7 protein-coding genes and 8 pseudogenes are annotated in these 19,491 nt (G+C 74.2%); 13 read left to right on the top strand and 2 right to left on the bottom strand.

The genetic code is table 11. The features are described 5' to 3' along the window. Window positions 1-69: 69 nt before the first annotated feature. From QMQ26_RS04245 to QMQ26_RS04210, 13 genes and pseudogenes are all read left to right on the top strand, one after another. Entirely contained in the window at window positions 70-363 is a 294-nt protein-coding gene (locus QMQ26_RS04245) for an alcohol dehydrogenase catalytic domain-containing protein (RefSeq protein ID WP_282204799.1), read from the top strand. A gap of 83 nt (window positions 364-446) precedes the next feature. Beyond that, window positions 447-851, top strand: a pseudogene (locus tag QMQ26_RS04240) (zinc-binding dehydrogenase); the annotation flags it as partial. Window positions 852-980: 129 nt separating this feature from the next. After that, window positions 981-9,297: pseudogene (locus QMQ26_RS38635) on the top strand (SDR family NAD(P)-dependent oxidoreductase); the annotation flags it as partial. A gap of 153 nt (window positions 9,298-9,450) precedes the next feature. After that, a pseudogene (locus QMQ26_RS38630) lies at window positions 9,451-10,149 on the top strand (acyltransferase domain-containing protein); the annotation flags it as partial. Continuing rightward, a pseudogene (locus tag QMQ26_RS38005) lies at window positions 10,141-10,647 on the top strand (hypothetical protein); the annotation flags it as partial. The pseudogenes QMQ26_RS38630 and QMQ26_RS38005, both read left to right, overlap by 9 nt. Beyond that, window positions 10,639-11,172, top strand: a pseudogene (locus QMQ26_RS38000) (polyketide synthase dehydratase domain-containing protein); the annotation flags it as partial. The pseudogenes QMQ26_RS38005 and QMQ26_RS38000, both read left to right, overlap by 9 nt. A 108-nt stretch (window positions 11,173-11,280) precedes the next feature. Then, a pseudogene (locus QMQ26_RS37995) lies at window positions 11,281-11,520 on the top strand (type I polyketide synthase); the annotation flags it as partial. A 45-nt stretch (window positions 11,521-11,565) separates the two neighbouring features. Beyond that, window positions 11,566-12,171, top strand: a pseudogene (locus tag QMQ26_RS37990) (SDR family NAD(P)-dependent oxidoreductase); the annotation flags it as partial. Between the two features lie 120 nt (window positions 12,172-12,291). Further along, window positions 12,292-12,666 (top strand): annotated as a pseudogene (locus tag QMQ26_RS37985) (beta-ketoacyl reductase); the annotation flags it as partial. A gap of 102 nt (window positions 12,667-12,768) precedes the next feature. After that, window positions 12,769-13,545, top strand: coding sequence for a thioesterase domain-containing protein (locus QMQ26_RS37980; RefSeq protein WP_404814151.1), 777 nt, complete (start codon window positions 12,769-12,771; stop codon window positions 13,543-13,545). Continuing rightward, the gene (locus tag QMQ26_RS37235; RefSeq protein ID WP_318552186.1) at window positions 13,542-15,794 is read left to right on the top strand and encodes a cytochrome P450; all 2,253 of its coding nucleotides are present in this window, start codon (window positions 13,542-13,544) and stop codon (window positions 15,792-15,794) included. Before QMQ26_RS37980 ends, QMQ26_RS37235 begins: the two co-directional genes overlap by 4 nt. Continuing rightward, window positions 15,794-16,681 carry a glycosyltransferase gene (locus QMQ26_RS04215; RefSeq protein ID WP_282204797.1) on the top strand — a complete coding sequence of 296 codons (888 nt, stop codon included), beginning with the start codon at window positions 15,794-15,796 and terminating at the stop codon, window positions 16,679-16,681. The genes QMQ26_RS37235 and QMQ26_RS04215 overlap by 1 nt, the downstream gene beginning before the upstream one ends. Continuing rightward, complete coding sequence (locus QMQ26_RS04210; RefSeq protein ID WP_282204796.1) at window positions 16,570-16,956, top strand: nucleotide disphospho-sugar-binding domain-containing protein; 387 nt, start codon at window positions 16,570-16,572, stop codon at window positions 16,954-16,956. Before QMQ26_RS04215 ends, QMQ26_RS04210 begins: the two co-directional genes overlap by 112 nt. Before the next feature lie 96 nt (window positions 16,957-17,052). Here the strand turns inward: QMQ26_RS04210 and QMQ26_RS04205 are convergent, their stop codons facing one another. Together QMQ26_RS04205 and QMQ26_RS04200 are read right to left on the bottom strand one after the other, a co-directional pair. Then, a complete protein-coding gene (locus QMQ26_RS04205; protein ID WP_100834945.1) occupies window positions 17,053-18,048 on the bottom strand; it encodes a 2-hydroxyacid dehydrogenase in 996 nt (331 codons plus the stop codon). Window positions 18,049-18,134: 86 nt separating this feature from the next. After that, window positions 18,135-19,160 (bottom strand): 6-phosphofructokinase, encoded by a 1,026-nt coding sequence (locus tag QMQ26_RS04200; protein ID WP_111552480.1) that lies wholly within the window; start codon window positions 19,158-19,160, stop codon window positions 18,135-18,137. Window positions 19,161-19,491: the final 331 nt, after the last annotated feature.

The raw sequence follows: 19,491 nt of genomic DNA, 5'->3' as shown, positions 1-19,491 counted from the left end.
GGTGTGGCGGTTGGAGGACACGGGCACCGGCAGCATCGACGACCTGGCGCTGGTGCCCGCCCGGAGCTCATGGAACCGCTGCGGCCCGGGCAGGTCCGGATCGCCGTGCGGGCGGCCGGACTCAACTTCCGGGACGTGCTGATCGCCCTCGGCGTCTACCCCGGCGCGGCCCTGATGGGCGGCGAGGGCGCGGGCGTCGTCCTCGACACCGGCCCGGACAGCCCGTTCCGGCCCGGCGACCGCGTCATGGGCCTGGTCCCCGGCGCCTTCGGCCCGGTCGCCGTGGCCGACCAGCGACTGCTGGTGCGGATGCCCACGACTGGTCGTTCGCCCGGGCCGCGTCGGTGCCCGTGGTGTTCCTGACCGCCTGGTACGGCCTCGGCGACCTGGGCGGGCTGGCGGCCGGCCACCGGGTGCTGATCCACGCCGGTACGGGCGGTGTCGGCATGGCGGCGATCCAACTGGCCCGGCGGCTCGGGGCCGAGGTGTTCGCCACGGCGAGCCCGGGCAAGTGGCACGTGCTGCGTGACCTCGGGCTGGACGAGGAGCACATCGCCTCGTCGCGGACCCTGGAGTTCGAGCGGAAGTTCCCCCCGATGGACGTGGTGCTGAACTCGCTGTCCGGTGAGTTCCTGGACGCCTCCCTGCGGCTGCTCGCGCCCGGCGGGCGTTTCGTGGAGATGGGCAAGACCGACATCCGCGACGCGGCCGACCACCCCGACATCGTCTACCGGGCGTTCGACATCGCCGACGCGGGGCCGGACCGGCTCGGCGAACTCCTGGACGCCGTCCTGCGGGCCTTCGCGGACGGCGGGTTCGCACCGCTGCCGCTGGACGTGCGCCAAGTCCGGGACGCGGTCGACGTGTTCCGGTTCATGAGCCGGGCCGGTCACGTCGGGAAGATCGTCCTGACCGTTCCGGTGGGTTTCGATCCGGCTGGGACGGTGCTGGTCACCGGTGGTACGGGGACGCTGGGTGGCCTGGTGGCCCGGCACCTGGTGGCCGAGTGGGGTGTGCGGCACCTGGTGCTGGTGAGTCGCCGTGGTGGCGGGGCGGCGCTGTGTGAGGAGTTGGCGGGGCTGGGCGCGGAGGTGACGGTGGCCGCGTGCGACGTGGCGGACCGGGACGCGTTGGCGGCGGTGCTGGACGCGATTCCGGCCGCGCATCCGCTGACGGCGGTCGTGCACGCGGCGGGTGTGCTCGACGACGGTGTCGTCGAGTCCCTGACCCCCGAGCGGCTGGCGCGGTCTGGGAGCCAAGGCCCGGGCCGCCTGGCACCTGCACGAGCTCACCCGGGAACGGGACCTGGCGGCGTTCGTCCTCTTCTCCTCGGCGGCCGGCACGCTCGGCAGCCCCGGACAGGCCAACTACGCCGCGGCCAACACCTTCCTCGACGCCCTCGCCGTGCACCGGCGCGCCAGGGCCTGCCCGCGACCTCGCTCGCCTGGGGCTACTGGGCCGAGCCGAGCGGCATGACCGGGCAGCTGACCGCTGCCGACCAGGACCGGCTGCTGCGGGCCGGGGTCGTGCCGCTGGCCACCGACCACGCCCTGGCGCTGTTCGACGCGGCTGGCCGCGGACCGGGCCACCCTGGTGCCGGTCCGCCTCGACCTGTCCGTGATGGCCAGTGCGCCGAGTGCCCCCGCGACCCGGCCGCCCTCAAGGGCCTCGTCTCCCGCACGGCGGCCCGGCGCCCGGCGCGGCACGGCGCGATCGCCGACCGCCTGCGGTCGCTGCCGGAGGCCGAACGGCTGCGCGCCGCACTCGACCTGGTCACCGCCCACACCGCCGCCGTGCTCGGTCACCGCGAACCGGGGGCCGTACGGGACGGGCAGCCGTTCAAGGACCTCGGCTTCGACTCCCTGACCTCCGTCGAACTGCGCAACCGGCTCAACAGCGCCACCGGCCTGCGCCTGCCCGCCACCGTCACCTTCGACCACCCCACCCCGCGGCAACTCGCCGAGCACCTGCTGAGCCGGGTCCTCGGTGCGAGCCGGGATGTTGCGTCGGTGGAGTCGGTGGAGTCGGTGGAGTCGGTGGAGTCGGTGGCGTCGGTGGAGTCGGTGGCGTCGGTGGGTGGTGGGGTCGATCCGGTGGTGATCGTGGGGATGGGGTGCCGGCTGCCGGGTGGGGTGGGGTCGCCGGAGGAGCTGTGGGGTGTGGTGTCGGGTGGGGTGGATGCGATCGGGGGGTTCCCGTCGGACCGTGGCTGGGACGTGGAGGGGCTGTTCCATCCGGACGCGGATCATCCGGGGACGTCGTACACGCGGTCGGGTGGGTTCCTCGCGGACGCGGCGGGCTTCGACGCGGAGTTCTTCGGCATCTCGCCGCGTGAGGCGTTGGCGATGGACCCGCAGCAGCGGGTGCTGCTGGAGACCGCGTGGGAGACGTTCGAGCACGCCGGGATCGACCCGACCTCGCTGCGCGGCAGCCACACCGGCGTGTTCACCGGCATCTGGTCCTCCGGCTACGGCGACCGGGCACCCTCCGACGCCGAGGGCTACCTCGGTACGGGCGCCGCGACCAGCGTGACCTCCGGCCGGATCGCCTACCTGCTGGGGCTGGAGGGCGCGGCGGTCTCGCTGGACACCGCCTGCTCGTCCTCGCTGGTGGCGATCCACCTGGCGGCGCAGGCGCTGCGCTCGGGAGAGTGCTCGCTGGCCCTGGCCGGCGGGGTGACGGTGATGGCGACCCCGCTGGGGTTCACCGAGTTCTCGCGCCAGCGCGGCCTGGCTGCCGACGGCCGGGTGAAGGCGTTCGCCGAGGCGGCGGACGGTACGGCGTGGGGTGAGGGTTCGGGGTTGGTGCTGCTGGAACGGTTGTCCGACGCCCGCCGCAACGGGCACCGGGTGCTGGCGGTGGTGCGGGGCTCGGCGGTCAACCAGGACGGCACCTCCAACGGCCTCGGCGCGCCGAACGGCCCGTCGCAGGAGCGGGTGATCCTCCAGGCGCTGGCGAACGCGGGACTGTCGGGGTCGGACGTGGACGTGGTGGAGGCGCACGGTACGGGGACGACGCTGGGTGACCGATCGAGGCGCAGGCGCTGCTGGCGACGTACGGTCAGGGGCGCACCGAGCCACTGTGGTTGGGGTCGGTGAAGTCCAACATCGGCCACACCCAGGCGGCGGCGGGTGCGGCCGGTGTGATCAAGATGGTGATGGCGATGCGGCACAGGCAACTGCCGCCGACGCTGCACGTCGACGCGCCGACCTCACACGTCGACTGGGAGACCGGAAACATCCGGCTGCTCACCGAGGCCCGGCCCTGGCCCGACAACGGCCACCCGCGCCGCGCGGGCGTCTCGGCGTTCGGCATCAGCGGGACGAACGCGCACGTGGTGATCGAGGCGGTGGCCGAGGAACCGGTCGCAGTTTCGGCGGGGTCGGCGGGGTCGGCGGGTGGGGTGGTGCCGTGGATGCTGTCGGCGAAGTCGGACGCGGCGCTGCGCGAACAGGCGCGTCGGCTGGTCGAGTTCACCGCCGCGCACCCCGAGGTGAGTCCGGCGGCGGTCGGGGGCGCGCTGGCTGCCCGGACGGTGTTCGAGCACCGGGCCGTGGTGGTGGATGGTGCGGAGGCGTTGATGGCGCTGGCGGAGGGTCGGTCGGTGCCGGGTCTGGTGACCGGGGTCGTCCGTCCGCTGGGTCGGTCGGTGTTCGTGTTCCCGGGGCAGGGTGCCCAGTGGGTGGGAATGGGTGCGGAGTTGTACGGCGCGGAGCCGGTGTTCCGGGCGGCGATCGACGCGTGTGCGGCTGCTCTGGAGCCTTATACGGACTGGTCGTTGGTGGAGGTGCTGACCGGCGGTGGCTCGTTGGAGCGGGTGGATGTGGTGCAGCCCGCGCTGTTCGCGGTGATGGTGGCGCTGGCGGAGTTGTGGCGCGCGCACGGCGTGGAGCCGGATGCGGTGGTGGGGCATTCGCAGGGCGAGATCGCGGCGGCGTACGTGGCTGGCGCGCTGTCCCTGGAGGACGCGGCCAAGGTGGTGGCGCTGCGCAGCAGGGCGCTCGCCGTGTTGGCCGACCGGGGCGGGATGGTGTCGGTCGGTCTCGGGCACGAGCAGGCCGTCGAGTTCACGGCCCGTTGGGACGGTCGGCTGACGGTGGCGGTGGTCAACGCCCCCGGTTCGGTCGTCGTGTCGGGTGACCTGGACGCGCTGGACGACCTGCTGACGGTCTGTGAGGCCGACGACATCCGCGCCCGCCGCCTGCCCGTCAACTACGCTGCCCACTCCGCGCAGGTCGAGGCGGTCCGCGACCAACTCCTCACCGACCTGGCCGACATCACCCCCCACCCGGCGACGATCCCCTTCCACTCCACCGTCACCGGCGAGCCGGTCGACACCTCCGCCCTCGACGCCGCCTACTGGTACCGCAACCTCCGCGAACCCGTGCTGTTCGACCGGACGACCCGTGCGCTGCTCGACCACGGCCGCACCGTCTTCGTCGAGATCAGCCCGCACCCGGTGCTCACGCCCGCGCTGGCGGAGCACGAGACGGGCGTGGTGACCGGGACGCTGCGCCGTGACCACGGCACCCCGGCCGAGTTCCTGGCCGCTGCGGCGCGGCTGTTCGTCGCGGGTGTGCCGGTGCGGTGGCCGTCCCCCGGAGGGGAGCCGGTGGCGCTGCCCACCTACCCCTTCCAGCGGACGCGGTTCTGGCTCGCCGGCGGCGCGGGCGACGTGTCCGCGGCCGGGCTCGACTCGGTGGACCACCCGCTGCTCGGCGCCGCTGTCGAGGTGGGCGGGCAGCGGGTCCTGACGGGCCGCCTCTCCCTGGCCACCCACCCCTGGCTCGCGGACCACTCCGTCCGGGGGACGGTGCTGCTGCCCGCGACGGCGTTCGTCGAGCTGGTGGTGCACGCGGCCGGGGCGGCGGTGGAGGAACTGGTGCTGGAGGCACCGCTGGTGCTGCCCGCGGACGGCGCGGTGGACGTGCAGGTCGTCGTGGGCGAGCCGGACGGCTCCGGCCGCCGCACGGTCGACGTCCGGTCCCGTAGTACGGACGGCTGGGTGCGGCACGCCACCGGCACGGTGAGCGGGAAACCCGTGGTCGGGCAGGAGCTGAGGCAGTGGCCGCCGGCCGGTGCGGAGCCGGTCACCGGGCTCTACGACACGCTCGCCGCGGCGGGCTACGAGTACGGTCCGGCCTTCCAGGCCGTGCAGGCGGTGTGGCGCCGCGGCGACGAGGTGTTCGCCGAGGTCACCGTGCCGGACGCGGCCCGGTTCTCCGTCCATCCGGCCCTGCTGGACGCCGCCCTCCACCCGCTGGCGCTGCTGGCCGGAACGGAAGGCGACGTGCGGCTGCCGTTCTCGCTGAGCGGGATCGCGGTCCACCGCACCGGCGTGACCTCCGCACGCGTGCGGCTGACGGTGGCGGGCCCCGGCGTGTACGCCGTCCACCTGGCGGACCGCTCCGGCGAGCCGGTGGCGACCGTCGAGGCGCTGACCACCCGTCCGATGGCCGAACGCGGCCCGCTGTACGTCCTCGACTGGATTCCGCTGACCCCCGGCGAGGGCGCGCTCGGCGACGCCGTCGTCTCGCCCGGCTCGGTCGCCGAGGCGCTGACGGCCGTCCAGGACTTCCTGGCCGGGCCCGGCGAGCGGCTCGTGGTGCGCACGCGGGGCGCGGTCGCCGTCGTTCCCGGTGACGGGTGAGTGACCCGGAAGCCTCGGCCGTGTGGGGCCTGGTCCGGTCCGCGCAGTCCGAGCACCCCGGCCGGTTCGTGCTCGTGGACGCCGACGAGCTGCCCGAGGGCCTGTCGGTCGGCGACGAGGACCAGGTGGCGGTGCGCCGGGGAGCCGTCTACGTGCCCCGGCTCGTGCGCTCCGCACCGGAGGCGTTCGACGGACGGCTGACGCAGGCGGGCACGGGCAGCCTGGACGACCTCGCCTTCCTGCCGTACGAGCAGGCCCCGCCCGGGCCCCGGGAGGTGCGCGTCGCCGTGCGGGCGGCCGGCCTGAACTTCCGGGACGTGCTGATCGCCCTCGGCGTCTACCCGGACCCGGCGCTGCTCGGCAGCGAGGGCGCGGGCGTCGTCACCGAGGTCGGCACCGAGGTCACCGGGCTGCGGCCGGGCGACCGGGTCGCCGGGCTGCTGCCCGGCGCGTTCGGCCGGGTGGCCGTCGCCGACCACAGGGTGCTGGTGCGCATCCCCGACGAGTGGACGTTCGCCCAGGCCGCCGCCGTGCCGATCGCCTTCCTGACCGCCTGGTACGGCCTGCGCGACCTGGGCGGGCTGAAGGCCGGTGACCGGGTGCTGATCCACGCCGGCACCGGCGGCGTCGGCACGGCGGCGGTCCAGCTCGCGCGGCTCTGGGGCGCGGACGTCCACGCGACCGCGAGCCCGGACAAGTGGGACGCGCTGCGCGCCCTGGGGCTGGACGAGGACCACATCGCCTCGTCCCGGACCCTGGAGTTCGCCGACCGGTTCGGACCCTTCGACGTGGTGCTGAACTCGCTGTCCGGCGAGTTCCTTGACGCCTCCCTGCGGCTGCTCGCGCCCGGCGGGCGGTTCGTGGAGATGGGCAAGGCCGACGTCCGGCCCGGCGTGCTGGCCTTCGACCTGGCCGACGCGGGACCGGAGCGGCTCGGGGAGATCCTGGCCGAGGCCGTCCGGCTGCTCGGTGCAGGAGAGCTGCGCCTGCCACCGCTCACCACCTGGGACGTCCGCCGCGCGCGGGACGCCTTCCGGTTCATGAGCCGGGCCGCGCACGTCGGGAAGATCGTCCTGACCGTTCCCGCGGATCTCGACCCGGCCGGGACGGTGCTGGTCACCGGCGGTACGGGGACGCTGGGCGGCTTGGTGGCCCGGCACCTGGTGGCCGAGTGGGGTGTGCGGCACCTGGTGCTGGTCAGCCGCCGTGGTGGCGGGGCGGCGCTGCGCGCGGAACTGGCCGGGCTGGGCGCGCAGGTGACCGTGGCGGCCTGTGACGTGGCCGACCGGGACGCGTTGGCGGCGGTGCTGGACGCGATCCCGGCCGCGCACCCGCTGACGGCGGTCGTGCACGCGGCCGGTGTGCTCGACGACGGTGTCGTCGAGTCCCTGACGCCCGAGCGGCTGGCGGCGGTCTGGGAGCCCAAGGCCCGGGCCGCCTGGCACCTGCACGAGCTCACCCGGGAACGGGACCTGGCGGCGTTCGTCCTCTTCTCCTCCGCGGCCGGCACGCTCGGCAGCCCCGGACAGGCCAACTACGCCGCAGCCAACGCCTACCTCGACGGCCTGGCCGCCCACCGGCGCGCCCAGGGCCTGCCCGGGGTGTCGCTGGCCTGGGGGCAGTGGGCCGAGGACAGCGGGCTGACCGGGCAGCTGTCCGAGACCGACCGTGCACGCCTCGCCCGCGCGGGGCTGCTGCCGATGGCGACCGACCACGGACTCGGCCTGTTCGACGGGGGCCTGGACACCGCGGAACCGGCGGTGGTCGCGGCCGTGCTCAAGGTGCCCGCACCGGGCGACCGGCCGGTGCTGCGCGCGCTGGCACGCGCCCGCACACCGGTGCGGACCACCGCACTGGCGGGCCGGCTGGGATCGCTCCCCGAGGCCCGGCAACGCGAGCTCCTGCTCGACCTGGTCCGCACCCACGCCTCGGCCGTGCTGGGCCGCAGCGACGAGATCGGTGCCGACCTGGCCTTCAAGGACCTGGGCTTCGACTCGCTCACCGCGGTGGAACTGCGCAACCGGCTGTCCACGGCGGTCGGAGTGCGGCTGTCGGCGACGATGGTCTTCGACCATCCGACCCCGGCCCGATTGGCCGCACACCTGCGTGAGGCGGTCCTCGGCGAGGAGCGCCGGACGGTCGTGCCCGGGCCGGTCGGGGTCGCGGTGTCGGGTGATCCGGTCGTGGTGGTGGGGTTGGGGGCCCGGTATCCGGGCGGGGTGGGCTCGGCGCAGGAGTTGTGGGATCTGGTCGCGGGCGGGGTGGACGCGGTGGGTGAGTTCCCGTCGGACCGTGGGTGGGACGTGGGTCGTCTCTACGATCCGGCCGGTGGCCCGGGGACGTCGTACACGCGGTCGGGCGGCTTCCTCGCGGATGCGGGTGGCTTCGACGCCGCGTTCTTCGGGATCTCGCCGCGTGAGGCACTCGCCATGGACCCGCAGCAGCGGGTGCTGCTGGAGACGGTGTGGGAGACGTTCGAGGACGCGGGGATCGATCCGACGTCGTTGCAGGGCAGCCGGACGGGCGTGTTCACCGGCATCTGGGCATCCGGCTACGCGGGCGGAGTAGACCAGATCTCCCGCGACGCGGACGGCTACGTGGCCACCGGCACGGCGACGAGTGTGACCTCCGGGCGGGTGTCGTACCTGCTGGGGCTGGAGGGTCCGGCGGTGTCGGTGGACACGGCGTGCTCGTCGTCGCTGGTGGCGATCCACCTGGCGGCGCAGGCGCTGCGGGCGGGTGAGTGCTCGCTGGCGCTGGCCGGCGGGGTGACGGTGATGGCGACACCCGCCGCCTTCATCGACTTCTCCCGGCAGCGGGGGCTTGCCGCCGACGGCCGGGTGAAGGCGTTCGCCGAGGCGGCCGACGGCACGGGCTGGGGCGAGGGCGCCGGTCTGGTGCTATTGGAGCGCCTGTCGGACGCCCGCCGCAACGGTCACCGGGTGCTGGCGGTGGTGCGGGGTTCGGCGGTCAACCAGGACGGCGCGTCCAATGGGCTGACCGCGCCCAACGGCCCCTCCCAGGAACGCGTCATCCAGCAGGCGTTGGCCAGTGCCGGGTTGCAGCCGTCCGAGGTGGACGCGGTGGAGGCCCACGGCACCGGCACCACGCTGGGCGACCCCATCGAGGCCCAGGCGCTACTGGCCGCCTACGGTCAGGATCGTTCCGAGCCGTTGTGGTTGGGGTCGGTGAAGTCGAACATCGGGCACACCCAGGCGGCGGCGGGTGTGGCGGGTGTGATCAAGATGGTGATGGCGATGCGGCACGGGCAGTTGCCGCCGACGCTGCACGTCGACGCGCCGAGCACGCACGTCGACTGGGAAGCCGGAAGCGTCCGGCTGCTGACCGAGGCCCGGCCGTGGCCCGACAACGGCCGCCCGCGCCGCGCGGGCGTCTCGGCGTTCGGCATCAGTGGCACCAACGCGCACGTGATCCTGGAGGCACCGGACCCGGCACCGGCAGAGGAGACATCGTCCGGCTCCCCTGCCACTCCCACGTCCGCGCCCGCAGCCGTCGCGCCGGTGCCGTGGCTGCTGTCGGCCAAGTCGGACGCGGCGCTGCACGAACAGGCCCGCAGGCTACAGGCGTACGCGGCCAAGGCCCCCGACGCTGACGCGGACGGAATCGCCGCCGCGCTCGCCGCGCGGACCCGGTTCGCCCACCGGGCCGTGGTGACCGGACCGGAGGCCCTGGCGGCCCTGGTCCGCGGGGAGGCGCATCCCGGGCTGGTGACCGGCGAGGCTCGCGACTCGGGGAAGTCGGCGTTCGTGTTCTCCGGTCAGGGTGGTCAGTGGGCGGGGATGGGTCGGGGTCTGTACGGGGTGTTTCCGGTGTTCGCGCGGGTGTTGGACGAGGTGTGCGGGGTGTTGGGGTTGCCGGTGGAGGTGCTGTTCGAGGACGCGGAGGGGGTGCTGGGGCAGACGCGGTTCACCCAGGCCGGGGTGTTCGCGTTGGAGGTGGCGCTGTTCCGGCTGGTGGAATCGTTGGGCGTACGACCGGATTTCGTGGTGGGACATTCGGTGGGCGAGGTGGCTGCGGCGCATGTGGCGGGGGTTTTGGGGCTGGAGGACGCCTGCGCCTTGGTGAGCACGCGAGGCCGGTTGATGCAGGAACTGCCCGGTGGCGGGGCGATGGTGTCGCTCCAGGCGTCGGTCCAGGAGGTGGCGGAATCGCTGGTGCCTGGTGTGGAGGTGGCGGCGGTGAACGCGCCGGACGCGGTGGTGGTGTCGGGTGACGAGGCGGCGGTGCTGGCGGTTGCCGAGGTGTGGCGGGGTCGTGGGCGTCGGGTGCGGCGGCTGGAGGTCAGCCACGCGTTCCATTCGGCGCGGATGGACCCGGTGCTGGACGAACTCGCCCGGGTCGCCGGAGGGTTGTCGTTCGGTACGCCGGTGGTCCCGGTGGTCTCCACGGTGGCCGGACATCCGGTGGACCTGGGGGAGCCGGACTACTGGGTGCGGCAGGTGCGGGAGCCGGTCCGGTTCGCGGACGCCATGGACTGGCTGTCCGGCCAGGGCGTCACGGGGTTCGTGGAGGTGGGTCCGCACCCGTCGCTGGTGCCGAACGGCCTGATGCGCCGTCACGGTGACTCCGTGGAGCGGCTGTTCGCCGGTCTGGGACGGCTGTGGGCCGACGGCGCGGCGGACTGGACCCCGCCGGTCGGGAAGTCGGACGTGTGGGTTCCCTCGTACGCCTTCCAGCACCAGCACTACTGGCTCCGGCCCACCACCCCGGCGGAGGGCCCCGACACGCCCGACCACCCGCTGCTGCGGTCCCTGGTGAAGCTCCCCGACGGGCAGGGCGTGGTGCTGACCGGGAAGCTCTCCGGGTCCGCCCACCCGTGGCTCACCGAACACGTCATCGCGGGCTCGCCCCTGCTGCCCGCGATGGCGTTCGTGGACCTGGCCGTCCACGCCGGCGAGCACACGGCCAGTCCTGTCCTGTCCGAACTGGTCCTGGAGGCGCCGCTCGTGCTGTCCGAGCGCGACGGCGTGCACGTGCAGGTCACCGTCGGCGCGCCCGACGACACCGGACGCCGACCCGTCACCGTCCACTCCCGCACCTCCGCCGAGCCCGACGAGTGGACCCGCCACGCGACCGGCGTGCTCAGCCCGGCGGCGGACCGGGCCGACCGGACGGACGCGCCCGGCACGGACGCCGGCGAGGCCGCGCCGATCGACATCGGCTCGCTCCACGACCGGCTCGCCGAAGCCGGTTACGACTACGGGCCGACCTTCCGGGGACTCACCGCCGTCCGGCGGCACGGCGAGGACCTGCACGCCGAGGTGAGCTTCCCGGCGGACCCCGGGCAGCTCACCGGCTACCGCGTCCACCCCGCGCTCCTGGACGCCGCCATCCAGCCGCTGACCCTGCTCGCCGGGCTCGCGGCCGAGGACGGCGGCAGTCCGGCGCGGCTGCCCTTCTCGTTCTCCGGCGTGTCGGTCACCGGGTCGGCCGCGACGGTCCGCGCGGTGCTGCACCCGACCGGGCCGGACACCTACGCGGTGCGGATCACCGACACCGCCGGGACGCCGGTCGTCAGCATCGACGAGATCGTCCTGCGGCCCGTCGAAGCGGGGGGCCCCGCGGCCGGGCACCGGCCGAACACGCTGTTCGCCGTCGACTGGACCCCGATGGCGGCACCGGACGGCCCGGGCACCGAGACGGTCCTCCACGAGGTCGCCGGCGAGGGCGAACCTGCCGCGGCCGCCCACGCGGTGACCCGGGAACTGCTCGGCAGGGTCCGGGAGTTCCTGGCCACCGACACGCCGGCCCGGCTCGTGGTCCTCACCGGCGACGACCTGGCCTCGGCCGCCGCCCGCGGCTTCCTGCGCAGCGCGCACAGCGAGAACCCCGGGCGCATCCTGACCGTCCGGCACGACGGCACGGCCGCCTCGCGGCGGGCGGTTCCCGCCGCGGTGCGCGCCGCCGTGGCCGACGGCGAGCCCGAGATCCGGCTGTGCGACGGCACCGCCCTCGTGCCGAGGCTGGTGCGGGCCGCCCCGGCCGCCCCGGCCGCCCCGACCGCCCCGGCCGGGTCGGCCGGGCCCCTGGACGGCGCGCCCCTGGACGGCACCGTGCTGATCACCGGCGGCACCGGCACCCTCGGCGTCCTGGTCGCCCGGCACCTGGTCGCGCGGCACGGCGCCCGGCACGTGGTGCTCGCCGGCCGCCGCGGCGTCGAGCCGCCCGGGCTCCGGCAGGAGCTGGGCGCCGCCCTCACCGTGGTCGCCTGCGACGCCGGCGACCGCGCGGCACTGCGGGACCTCGTCGCCTCGATTCCCGACCTGCGGGTCGTCGTGCACGCCGCCGGGGTCGTCGACGACGCCCTGGTGGGAACGATGACACCGGAGCAGGTCGACACGGTGCTGCACGCGAAGGCCGATGCCGCGTGGCACCTGCACGAGGCCACCGAGCACCTGGACCTGCGGGCGTTCGTGCTGTTCTCCTCGGCGTCCGGGGTGTTCGGCGCCCCCGGGCAGGCCAACTACGCCGCCGCGAACGCGTTCCTCGACGCGCTCGCCGAGCACCGGCACGCGCGCGGCCTGCCGGCCACCTCCCTCGCCTGGGGCCAGTGGGCCGAGTCCAGCGGCATCACCGGGAACCTGACCGAGGCGGACCACCGCCGACTGGCGAGGACCGGCATGCTGCCGCTGGCCACCGAGCAGGCCCTCGGCCTGTTCGACACCGCCCTGGCCGGCGAACGCCCGGCGCTGGTGCCGGTCCGCCTCGACCTCGCGGCGGTCGACACCCCGCCCGCGCTGCTGCGCGGACTCGTCCGGCCGCGGCGCGCGCCGGCGCCGGCGGCCGGCCCGGGCGAGCTGCGGGCCCGGCTCGAAGCCCTGCCCGAGCCCGAACAGCGCGCCCTGCTGCTCGACCTGGTCGTCGGGCACAGCGCGGGCATCCTCGGGATGGCCCCCGGCGGGATCGACGACCCGCGTCAGCCGTTCCGCGACCACGGCGTCGACTCGCTGACCGCCATCGAGCTGCGCAACCGGCTCAACACGGCCACCGGGCTCCAGCTCCCGGCGACCCTCGTCTTCGACTTCCCGACGCCCGAACAGCTCGTCCACCACCTCTACGGGCAGCTGTGCTCGCCGGAGAACCGGGTCACCGGGCCGATGGAGCGCCTGCTGCGCAAGGCCCTCGACGTCGGCCGCGCGCGGGACGGCCTCGACCTGCTCGCCACGGCGTCCCGGCTGAGCCCGGCCACCGACGCGCCCAAGGCCGAGGCGGTCGCCCTCGCGACCGGTTTCCTCCAGCCGTCGCTGGTCTGCCTGCCGTCCGCGCTGGCGTCCGGCGGCATCGAGGAGTACGGGCGGTTCGCCGCGGCGCTGGAGGCCGCCCGCGACGTCACGGCGGTCACCCTGCCGGGCTTCGCCGGCGACCCGCTGCCCGCGGACGCCGACGTCCTGGTCCGCGCACTCGCCGAGGCCGCGTCGACGGTCGCCGCGCCGGTGCTGGTCGGCCGTTCGGTGGGCGCGTGGCTGGCGCTGGCGACCGCCGGGGAACTGGAGCGGCGCGGGGCCCGGCCCAGCGCCGTGGTGCTCATCGACGGCTACCCCGACGACCTGCCGGGCGTGCTCACCGGCATGCTCGACGCCGGTCACCAGGTCCAGCCGGTCGACGACGACCGGCTGGTGGCCATGGGCCGCTACCTCGACCTGGCCGGCGCCCCGGAGCCCGTCACCGCGCCGGTGCTGCTGGTGGGCACCGGGAAGCGCCCGTGGCCCCGGCTGTCCACCACCGCGCAGGACGTGCTCACCGTCCCGGGCGACCACTTCACCGTCCTGGAGGAGCACTCCGCGGCCACGGCGCTGGCCATCAGCACGTGGCTCCTCGACTTCACCGGCTACGGCGCCGGGCTGTCCGAACTCAGGGGAAAGGACCACGCATGATCTGGGACAACGTGTACATCGGCGGAACGGGACGGTACCTGCCGCCCCGCACGCCCGCGACGCAGGCCGTGCCGGACACCGCGACCATGCGGCGGCTGCTCGCACTGTCGGACTTCGTGTCGTTCACCAGCTCCGAGGACGTCACCGAGCACGCGATGGCCGTGCACGCGGCGATCGGAGCCCTGCGCGAGTCCGGCCTCACCGGCGCCGACATCGCCATGGCCGCCTACGCCCAGATGGACCACCAGGACCACATGGCGTCCTCCTGCCACCTGCAGCGCGTCCTCGGCCTCGGCCACGCCCTCGTCTACGAGGTCGAGGCGACCAGCAACGGCGGCTCGGCCGCGCTCCAGTCCGCCGCCGCGCACCTGGTGGCCGACCCGGCCGCGACCGCGACCCTGGTCACCGCCACCGCCCGGTTCCTGCCGCCGCGGTGGGAGCGCTGGCAGCCCAGCATCGGGATCTTCCTGGCCGACGGCGCGGCCGCGGCCGTGCTCAACCGCGAGTCCGGCCGGGCGCGGCTGGTCGCGACCGCCAACAGCTCCGCGACCCAGATGGAGGTCCTCGCCACCCCGACCATCCCGGACCCGGCGGGCCACCGGAACCGCACGCCGATCGAGGTCACCGGCCTGGCGCCGTACCTGACGCTGATGAGCGGGGCCCTGGTCGCCGCGGTCGAGCAGGCCGCCAAGGAGGGCGGCGTCGGCGTCGCCGACATCACCAGGTTCGTCGTCACCGGCCTGGGCCTGGCCCAACTGGAGGTCGTCGTGCTGGAGCCGCTCGGCATCGACCTGGGCCGCACCACCTGGCCGATGCTGCGCGAGCTCGGCCACGTCGGGCCGTGCGACCAACTGCTCGGCATCGACCACCTGCTGCACGACGAGACGCTCAAGCCCGGCGACACCGTCATGTCGATCGGCCTCGGCATGGGTTCGCGGTTCACCGCGGCCCTGCTGGAGGTCACCGAGCCGCCCCGGCCCCGCACCACCACCACCTTCACCGAGCCGGTGCGCGCGCAGGCCGCGCCCGCCGACGCGTACGTCATCGACCCCTCGGGCGGCGACGTCTTCGGCGAGGCCGCCGCCCTCCGCGAGCGGGGCCCGGCCACCCGCGTCCGACTGCCCGGCGGCGTGTCGGCCTGGGCCGTCACCGGGCACGACCTGGCGAAGAGGCTGCTGCTCGACCCGAAGGTCTCCAAGGACGCGAACAAGCACTGGCCCCTGTGGCGCGACGGCGACATCCCGCCGGACTGGCCGCTGATCATGTGGGTCGCGATGCAGAACATGTTCACCGCCTACGGGGCCGACCACACCAGGCTGCGCAGCCTGGTCGCCAAGGCGTTCACCCCGCGCCGCATCAAGGCGATGCGGCCGCGCATCGAGGAGATCACGGCCGGCCTGATCGCCGACCTGGCCGCGGTGCCGCCGGGGCAGCCGGTCGACCTGCGCGCGCGGTTCGCGTTCCCGCTGCCGATCCAGGTCATCACCGGACTGTTCGGGGTGACCGCGGAGACGGGCGCGGACCTGCGGCGGCTGGTGGACGCGGTGTTCAGCCTCGACGCGGACCCGGCCGGGGTGCAGGCCGCCTCCGGCGAGCTGTACATGCTGCTCAAGGAACTCGTGGCCGCCAAACGGCGCGACCCCGGCGACGACATGACCAGCGACCTGATCGCCGCGCAGGAGGCGGACGGCACCCGGCTGTCCGAGCGGGAACTGCTGGACACCCTGCTGCTGACCATCTCCGCCGGCTTCGAGACGACGGTCAACCTGCTCGACCACGCCGTCCACGCGCTGGCCACCCACCCGTCCCAGCTCGCCCTGGTGCGGTCCGGGACCAGCACGTGGGAGGACGTCGTCGACGAGACGCTGCGCTGGCAGGCACCGGTGCCGAACCTGCCGCTGCGCTACGCCGTGGAGGACATCGCCGCGGACGGCGTGCTGATCCGCAAGGGCGAGGCGATCCTGCTGTCCTTCGGCGCGGCCGGCCGCGACCCGGCGCAGCACGGGGCCGACGCGGAGGACTTCTCCGTCGTCCGGCCGTCGCGGGCCGACCACCTCACCTTCGGGCACGGCGTGCACTTCTGCCTCGGCAGCCCGCTGGCGAAACTGGAGGCGACGACGGCGCTGTCCGCGCTGTTCTCCCGGTTCCCCGGGCTGCGGCTGGCCGTCCCGTCGTCCGTACTCGAACCGCTGGGTTCCTTCTTCACCAACGGCCACAAGACCCTGCCGGTCATCCTGGAGGAGGGCTGATGGCCCACTTCGCCTTCGTGAGCGCGCCCGCGTCCGGGCACGTGAACCCGACCCTGCCGCTGGTCGAGGAGCTGGTCCGGCGCGGCCACCGGGTCAGCTACGCCACCGGACCGGCCGCCGTGGGCGCCGCCGTCGCCGCCGGGGCGTCGCCGGTGACCCTGCCCTCGCAGCTGCCGCCCGGCATGGCGGAGCGGGGCGAGTTCACGGCGGAACAGCTCGCCGTGACGATGGAGTACTACCTCGACGACGCGCGCGCCTCCTTCCCCGTCCTGGCCGCGCACTTCACGGCCGACCCGCCGGACGCGGTGTGCTACGACTCGGTGACCTTCACCGGCAGGATGCTGGCGAACCTGCTCCAAGTGCGGGAGGTCTCCCTGGTGCCGACCTTCGCGGAGAACGAGTCCTTCTCGGCGGCGCAGGTGTACCTGCCGGCCGACTTCGACCACACCCACCCCCGGCTGGTGGCCGCGGTCCAGGACATGGGGAAGTTCGCGCAGGGCCACGCCTTCCTGGACGACCCGGACCTGATGTTCGGTCACGTGCCCCCGACGAGCCTGGTGTTCGTCCCTCGCGAGTTCCAGCCGGCGGGTGACACCTTCGACGGGCGCTTCCACTTCGTCGGGCCGTCGCTGAGCAGCCGGCAGGCCGCCGAGGAGTGGAACCCCCGGTCGCGGGCCCCGGTGCTGCTGATCTCGCTGGGAACCGTCTTCAACGACCGGCCCGAGTTCTACCGGACCTGCATCGAGGCGTTCGGGACGGCGACTGGCAGGTCGTCATGGCGGTGGGCGGGCTGGACCGGGAGTCGCTGGGCCCGGTCCCGGCCAACGTCGAGGTCCACGCGCACGTGCCGCAGGTGGCGGTGCTGCGCCACGCCGAGGTGTTCCTGAGCCACGCCGGGATGAACTCGGTGATGGAGTCGCTCCACCACGGGGTGCCCTTCGTGGCGGTGCCGCAGATCCCGGAACAGCGGGCGATCGCCCGGCGGGCGGAGGAGATGCGGGTCGGCAGGACGCTCGCCGAGCCGACCGTGCAGGGCCTCCGCGAGGCCGTCCGGGAGGCCATGTCCTGCCGCCCCCGGGCGGCGGCCCTGGGCCGGATCGTGCGCGGGGCGGGCGGCGCCCCGAAGGGGGCGGACGTCCTGGAGGAGCTGCTGACGCGGTAGCGGCCGGGCTCCTGTCCGGGGCCCGGCGGGCGCGCGGCCGTCCGGCCGCGCGTTCCGCGGGTCGCGGGGCGGGGCTGCCGGGCGGGCGCACCCGGGTCACTGCTTGGGGACGAGGGTGTTCTCGTTGGTGCGGCCGCCGGCGTGGTCGTCGACGTTGCGGACGGTGGTGTCGATGATCTGGTGGACGGCGGTGTGGGTGTAGTAGGCCTGGTGGCTGGTGACGAGGACCTGGGGGAAGGTGACGAGCCGGGCGAGGGTGTCGTCGGTGATGCCCTGGATGGACTGGTCGGTGAAGAAGACGCCGGTCTCCTCCTCGTAGACGTCGAGGCCGACGCCGGAGAGGCGTCCGGTGCGGAGCGTCTCGACGAGGGCGGTGCTGTCGACGAGGCCGCCGCGGCTGGAGTTGACCAGGATGGCGTCGTCCTTCATGCGGGCGAGGGCGGCGGTGTCGATCAGGTGGTGCGTGGTGGGGAGGAGGGGGACGTGCAGGCTGATCAGGTCGGCCCGGGAGAGGAGTTCGGGGAGTTCGGTGTAGGTCATGCCGAGTTCGAGGCAGGCGGGGTTCTCGGCGATGTCCCAACCGAGGAGACGGGTGCCGAAGCCGGCGGCGATGCGGGCGAAGCACTCGCCGATCTTGCCGGTGCCGATGACGCCGACGGTCATGCCGTGGACGTCGCGGCCGAGGAGGCCGTCGAGGCGGAAGTCGAACTCGCGGGAGCGGTTGGCGGCGCGGGTGAGCCGGCGGTTGACGGCGAGCGCGAGGGCCCAGGCGTGTTCGGCGACGGCGTAGGGGCTGTAGTGGGAGACCCGGGCGACGGTGAGGCCGAGTGCGGCGGCGGCGTCGAGGTCGATGTTGTTGAAGCCGGTGGAGCGCTGGGCGATCATCCCGGTGCCGCCCGCGGCGAGGGCGGCGAGCACGTCGGCGTCGAGTTCGTCGTTGACGCTGGTGCTGACGACGGGGTAGCCGGCGGCGAGGGGGGCGGTGTCGCGGTTGAGGAACACGGCCAGGGCGCGCAGGGAGTGGCGGTCCGCGAAGGCCCGTTCCAGGAGCGGTCGTTCGTCTGCTTGGACGCCGTAGGCGAGGATCTCCATGCGGTGAGGCTATCGCCGGGGGAGCGGGCGGGCGGGCCGCGACGCGCCCCCGGCGCACCGTTCGGTGGGCGGGAGTCGACCGGCCGTCAGATGACGGTCTCGGCCTCCCGGTAACGCTCCGCCGGGACGGTCTTCAGCTCGGCCACCGCCTCGCCCAGCGGCACCAGCTTGATCTCGGTGCCCTGCAACGCCGTGATGTGGCCGAACGCGCCCTTGTGGGCGGCCTCCACCGCATGCCAGCCGAAGCGGGTGGCCAGGACGCGGTCGTACGCGGTCGGGGTGCCGCCGCGCTGGGTGTGGCCCAGGATCACCGGACGGGCCTCCTTGCCGAGCCGGTGCTCCAGCTCGCGGGAGAGCTGGGTGGCGATGCCGGTGAACCGCTCGTGGCCGTACATGTCCTTGGTGCCCTCCTCCCACGGCATGGTGCCGGGCTCGGGCTTGGCGCCCTCGGCGCAGACCACGATCGCGAACTTCTTCTGCCGGTCGAAGCGCTCGCGCACCATCTCGGTCAGCTTGTCGATGTGGAACGGGCGCTCCGGGACGACGATGGCGTGCGCACCGGCCGCCATGCCCGCGTTCAGCGCGATCCAGCCGGTGTGCCGGCCCATCACCTCGACCACCATGACGCGCTGGTGCGACTCGGCGGTGGTCTTCAGCCGGTCCAGCGCCTCGGTGGCCACCGAGACGGCGGTGTCGAAGCCGAAGGTGACGTCGGTGCAGGCGATGTCGTTGTCGATGGTCTTCGGCACGCCGATCACCGGCAGGCCCGCGTCGCTCATCAGCTTCGCGGCCTTCAGGGTGCCCTCGCCGCCGATCGGGATCACCGCGTCGATGCCCAGGTCGGCGCAGTGCCGCTTGGCGCGCTCCACGCCGTCGCGCAGGTGGCTGGGCTGGACCCGGGACGAGCCCAGGATCGTGCCGCCCTGGGCGAGGATGCCGCTCACCGAGTCGAGCGTCAGCGGACGGTGCACGCCCTCCAGGAGACCGCGCCAGCCGTCCTCGAAACCGATGATCTCGTCGCCGTGGTCGACCACCCCCCGGTGGACCACGGAACGGATGACGGCGTTCAGGCCGGGGCAGTCACCGCCGCTGGTCAGGACACCAATACGCATTGCTTTGCCAACTCCCGAGCAGGATCGGACGGCCGGACTGGTGGGTGGGAATCGGACATCACGCCCGAAACTGACCTGCTGCACAGCATACGGTTCCTGCGTCCGGCCGGGCCGAAACCGACGCGGGGGCGGCTTCCTCGACGCACCACACGTAACTGCGACCCGACCGCCGAGGAGGGTGTTGCGTCCGGGCTCTCCTATTCTCCTATGAAGTTGTCCCGCGGGGGGACGGCTGACCACATGGCGGTCAGCCGTCCACCACCGTGACCTCGGCTTACGCGCGGATGAACGCGCGGCCGAGCCGTACCGGGCCGCTCACCCGAGCCGGGCG

The sequence above is a fragment of the Kitasatospora fiedleri genome (genome assembly GCF_948472415.1).
Lineage (GTDB): Bacteria > Actinomycetota > Actinomycetes > Streptomycetales > Streptomycetaceae > Kitasatospora > Kitasatospora fiedleri.
Note: the sequence above shows the minus strand (reverse complement) of the source record. Positions and strands in the feature narration are given on the sequence as shown.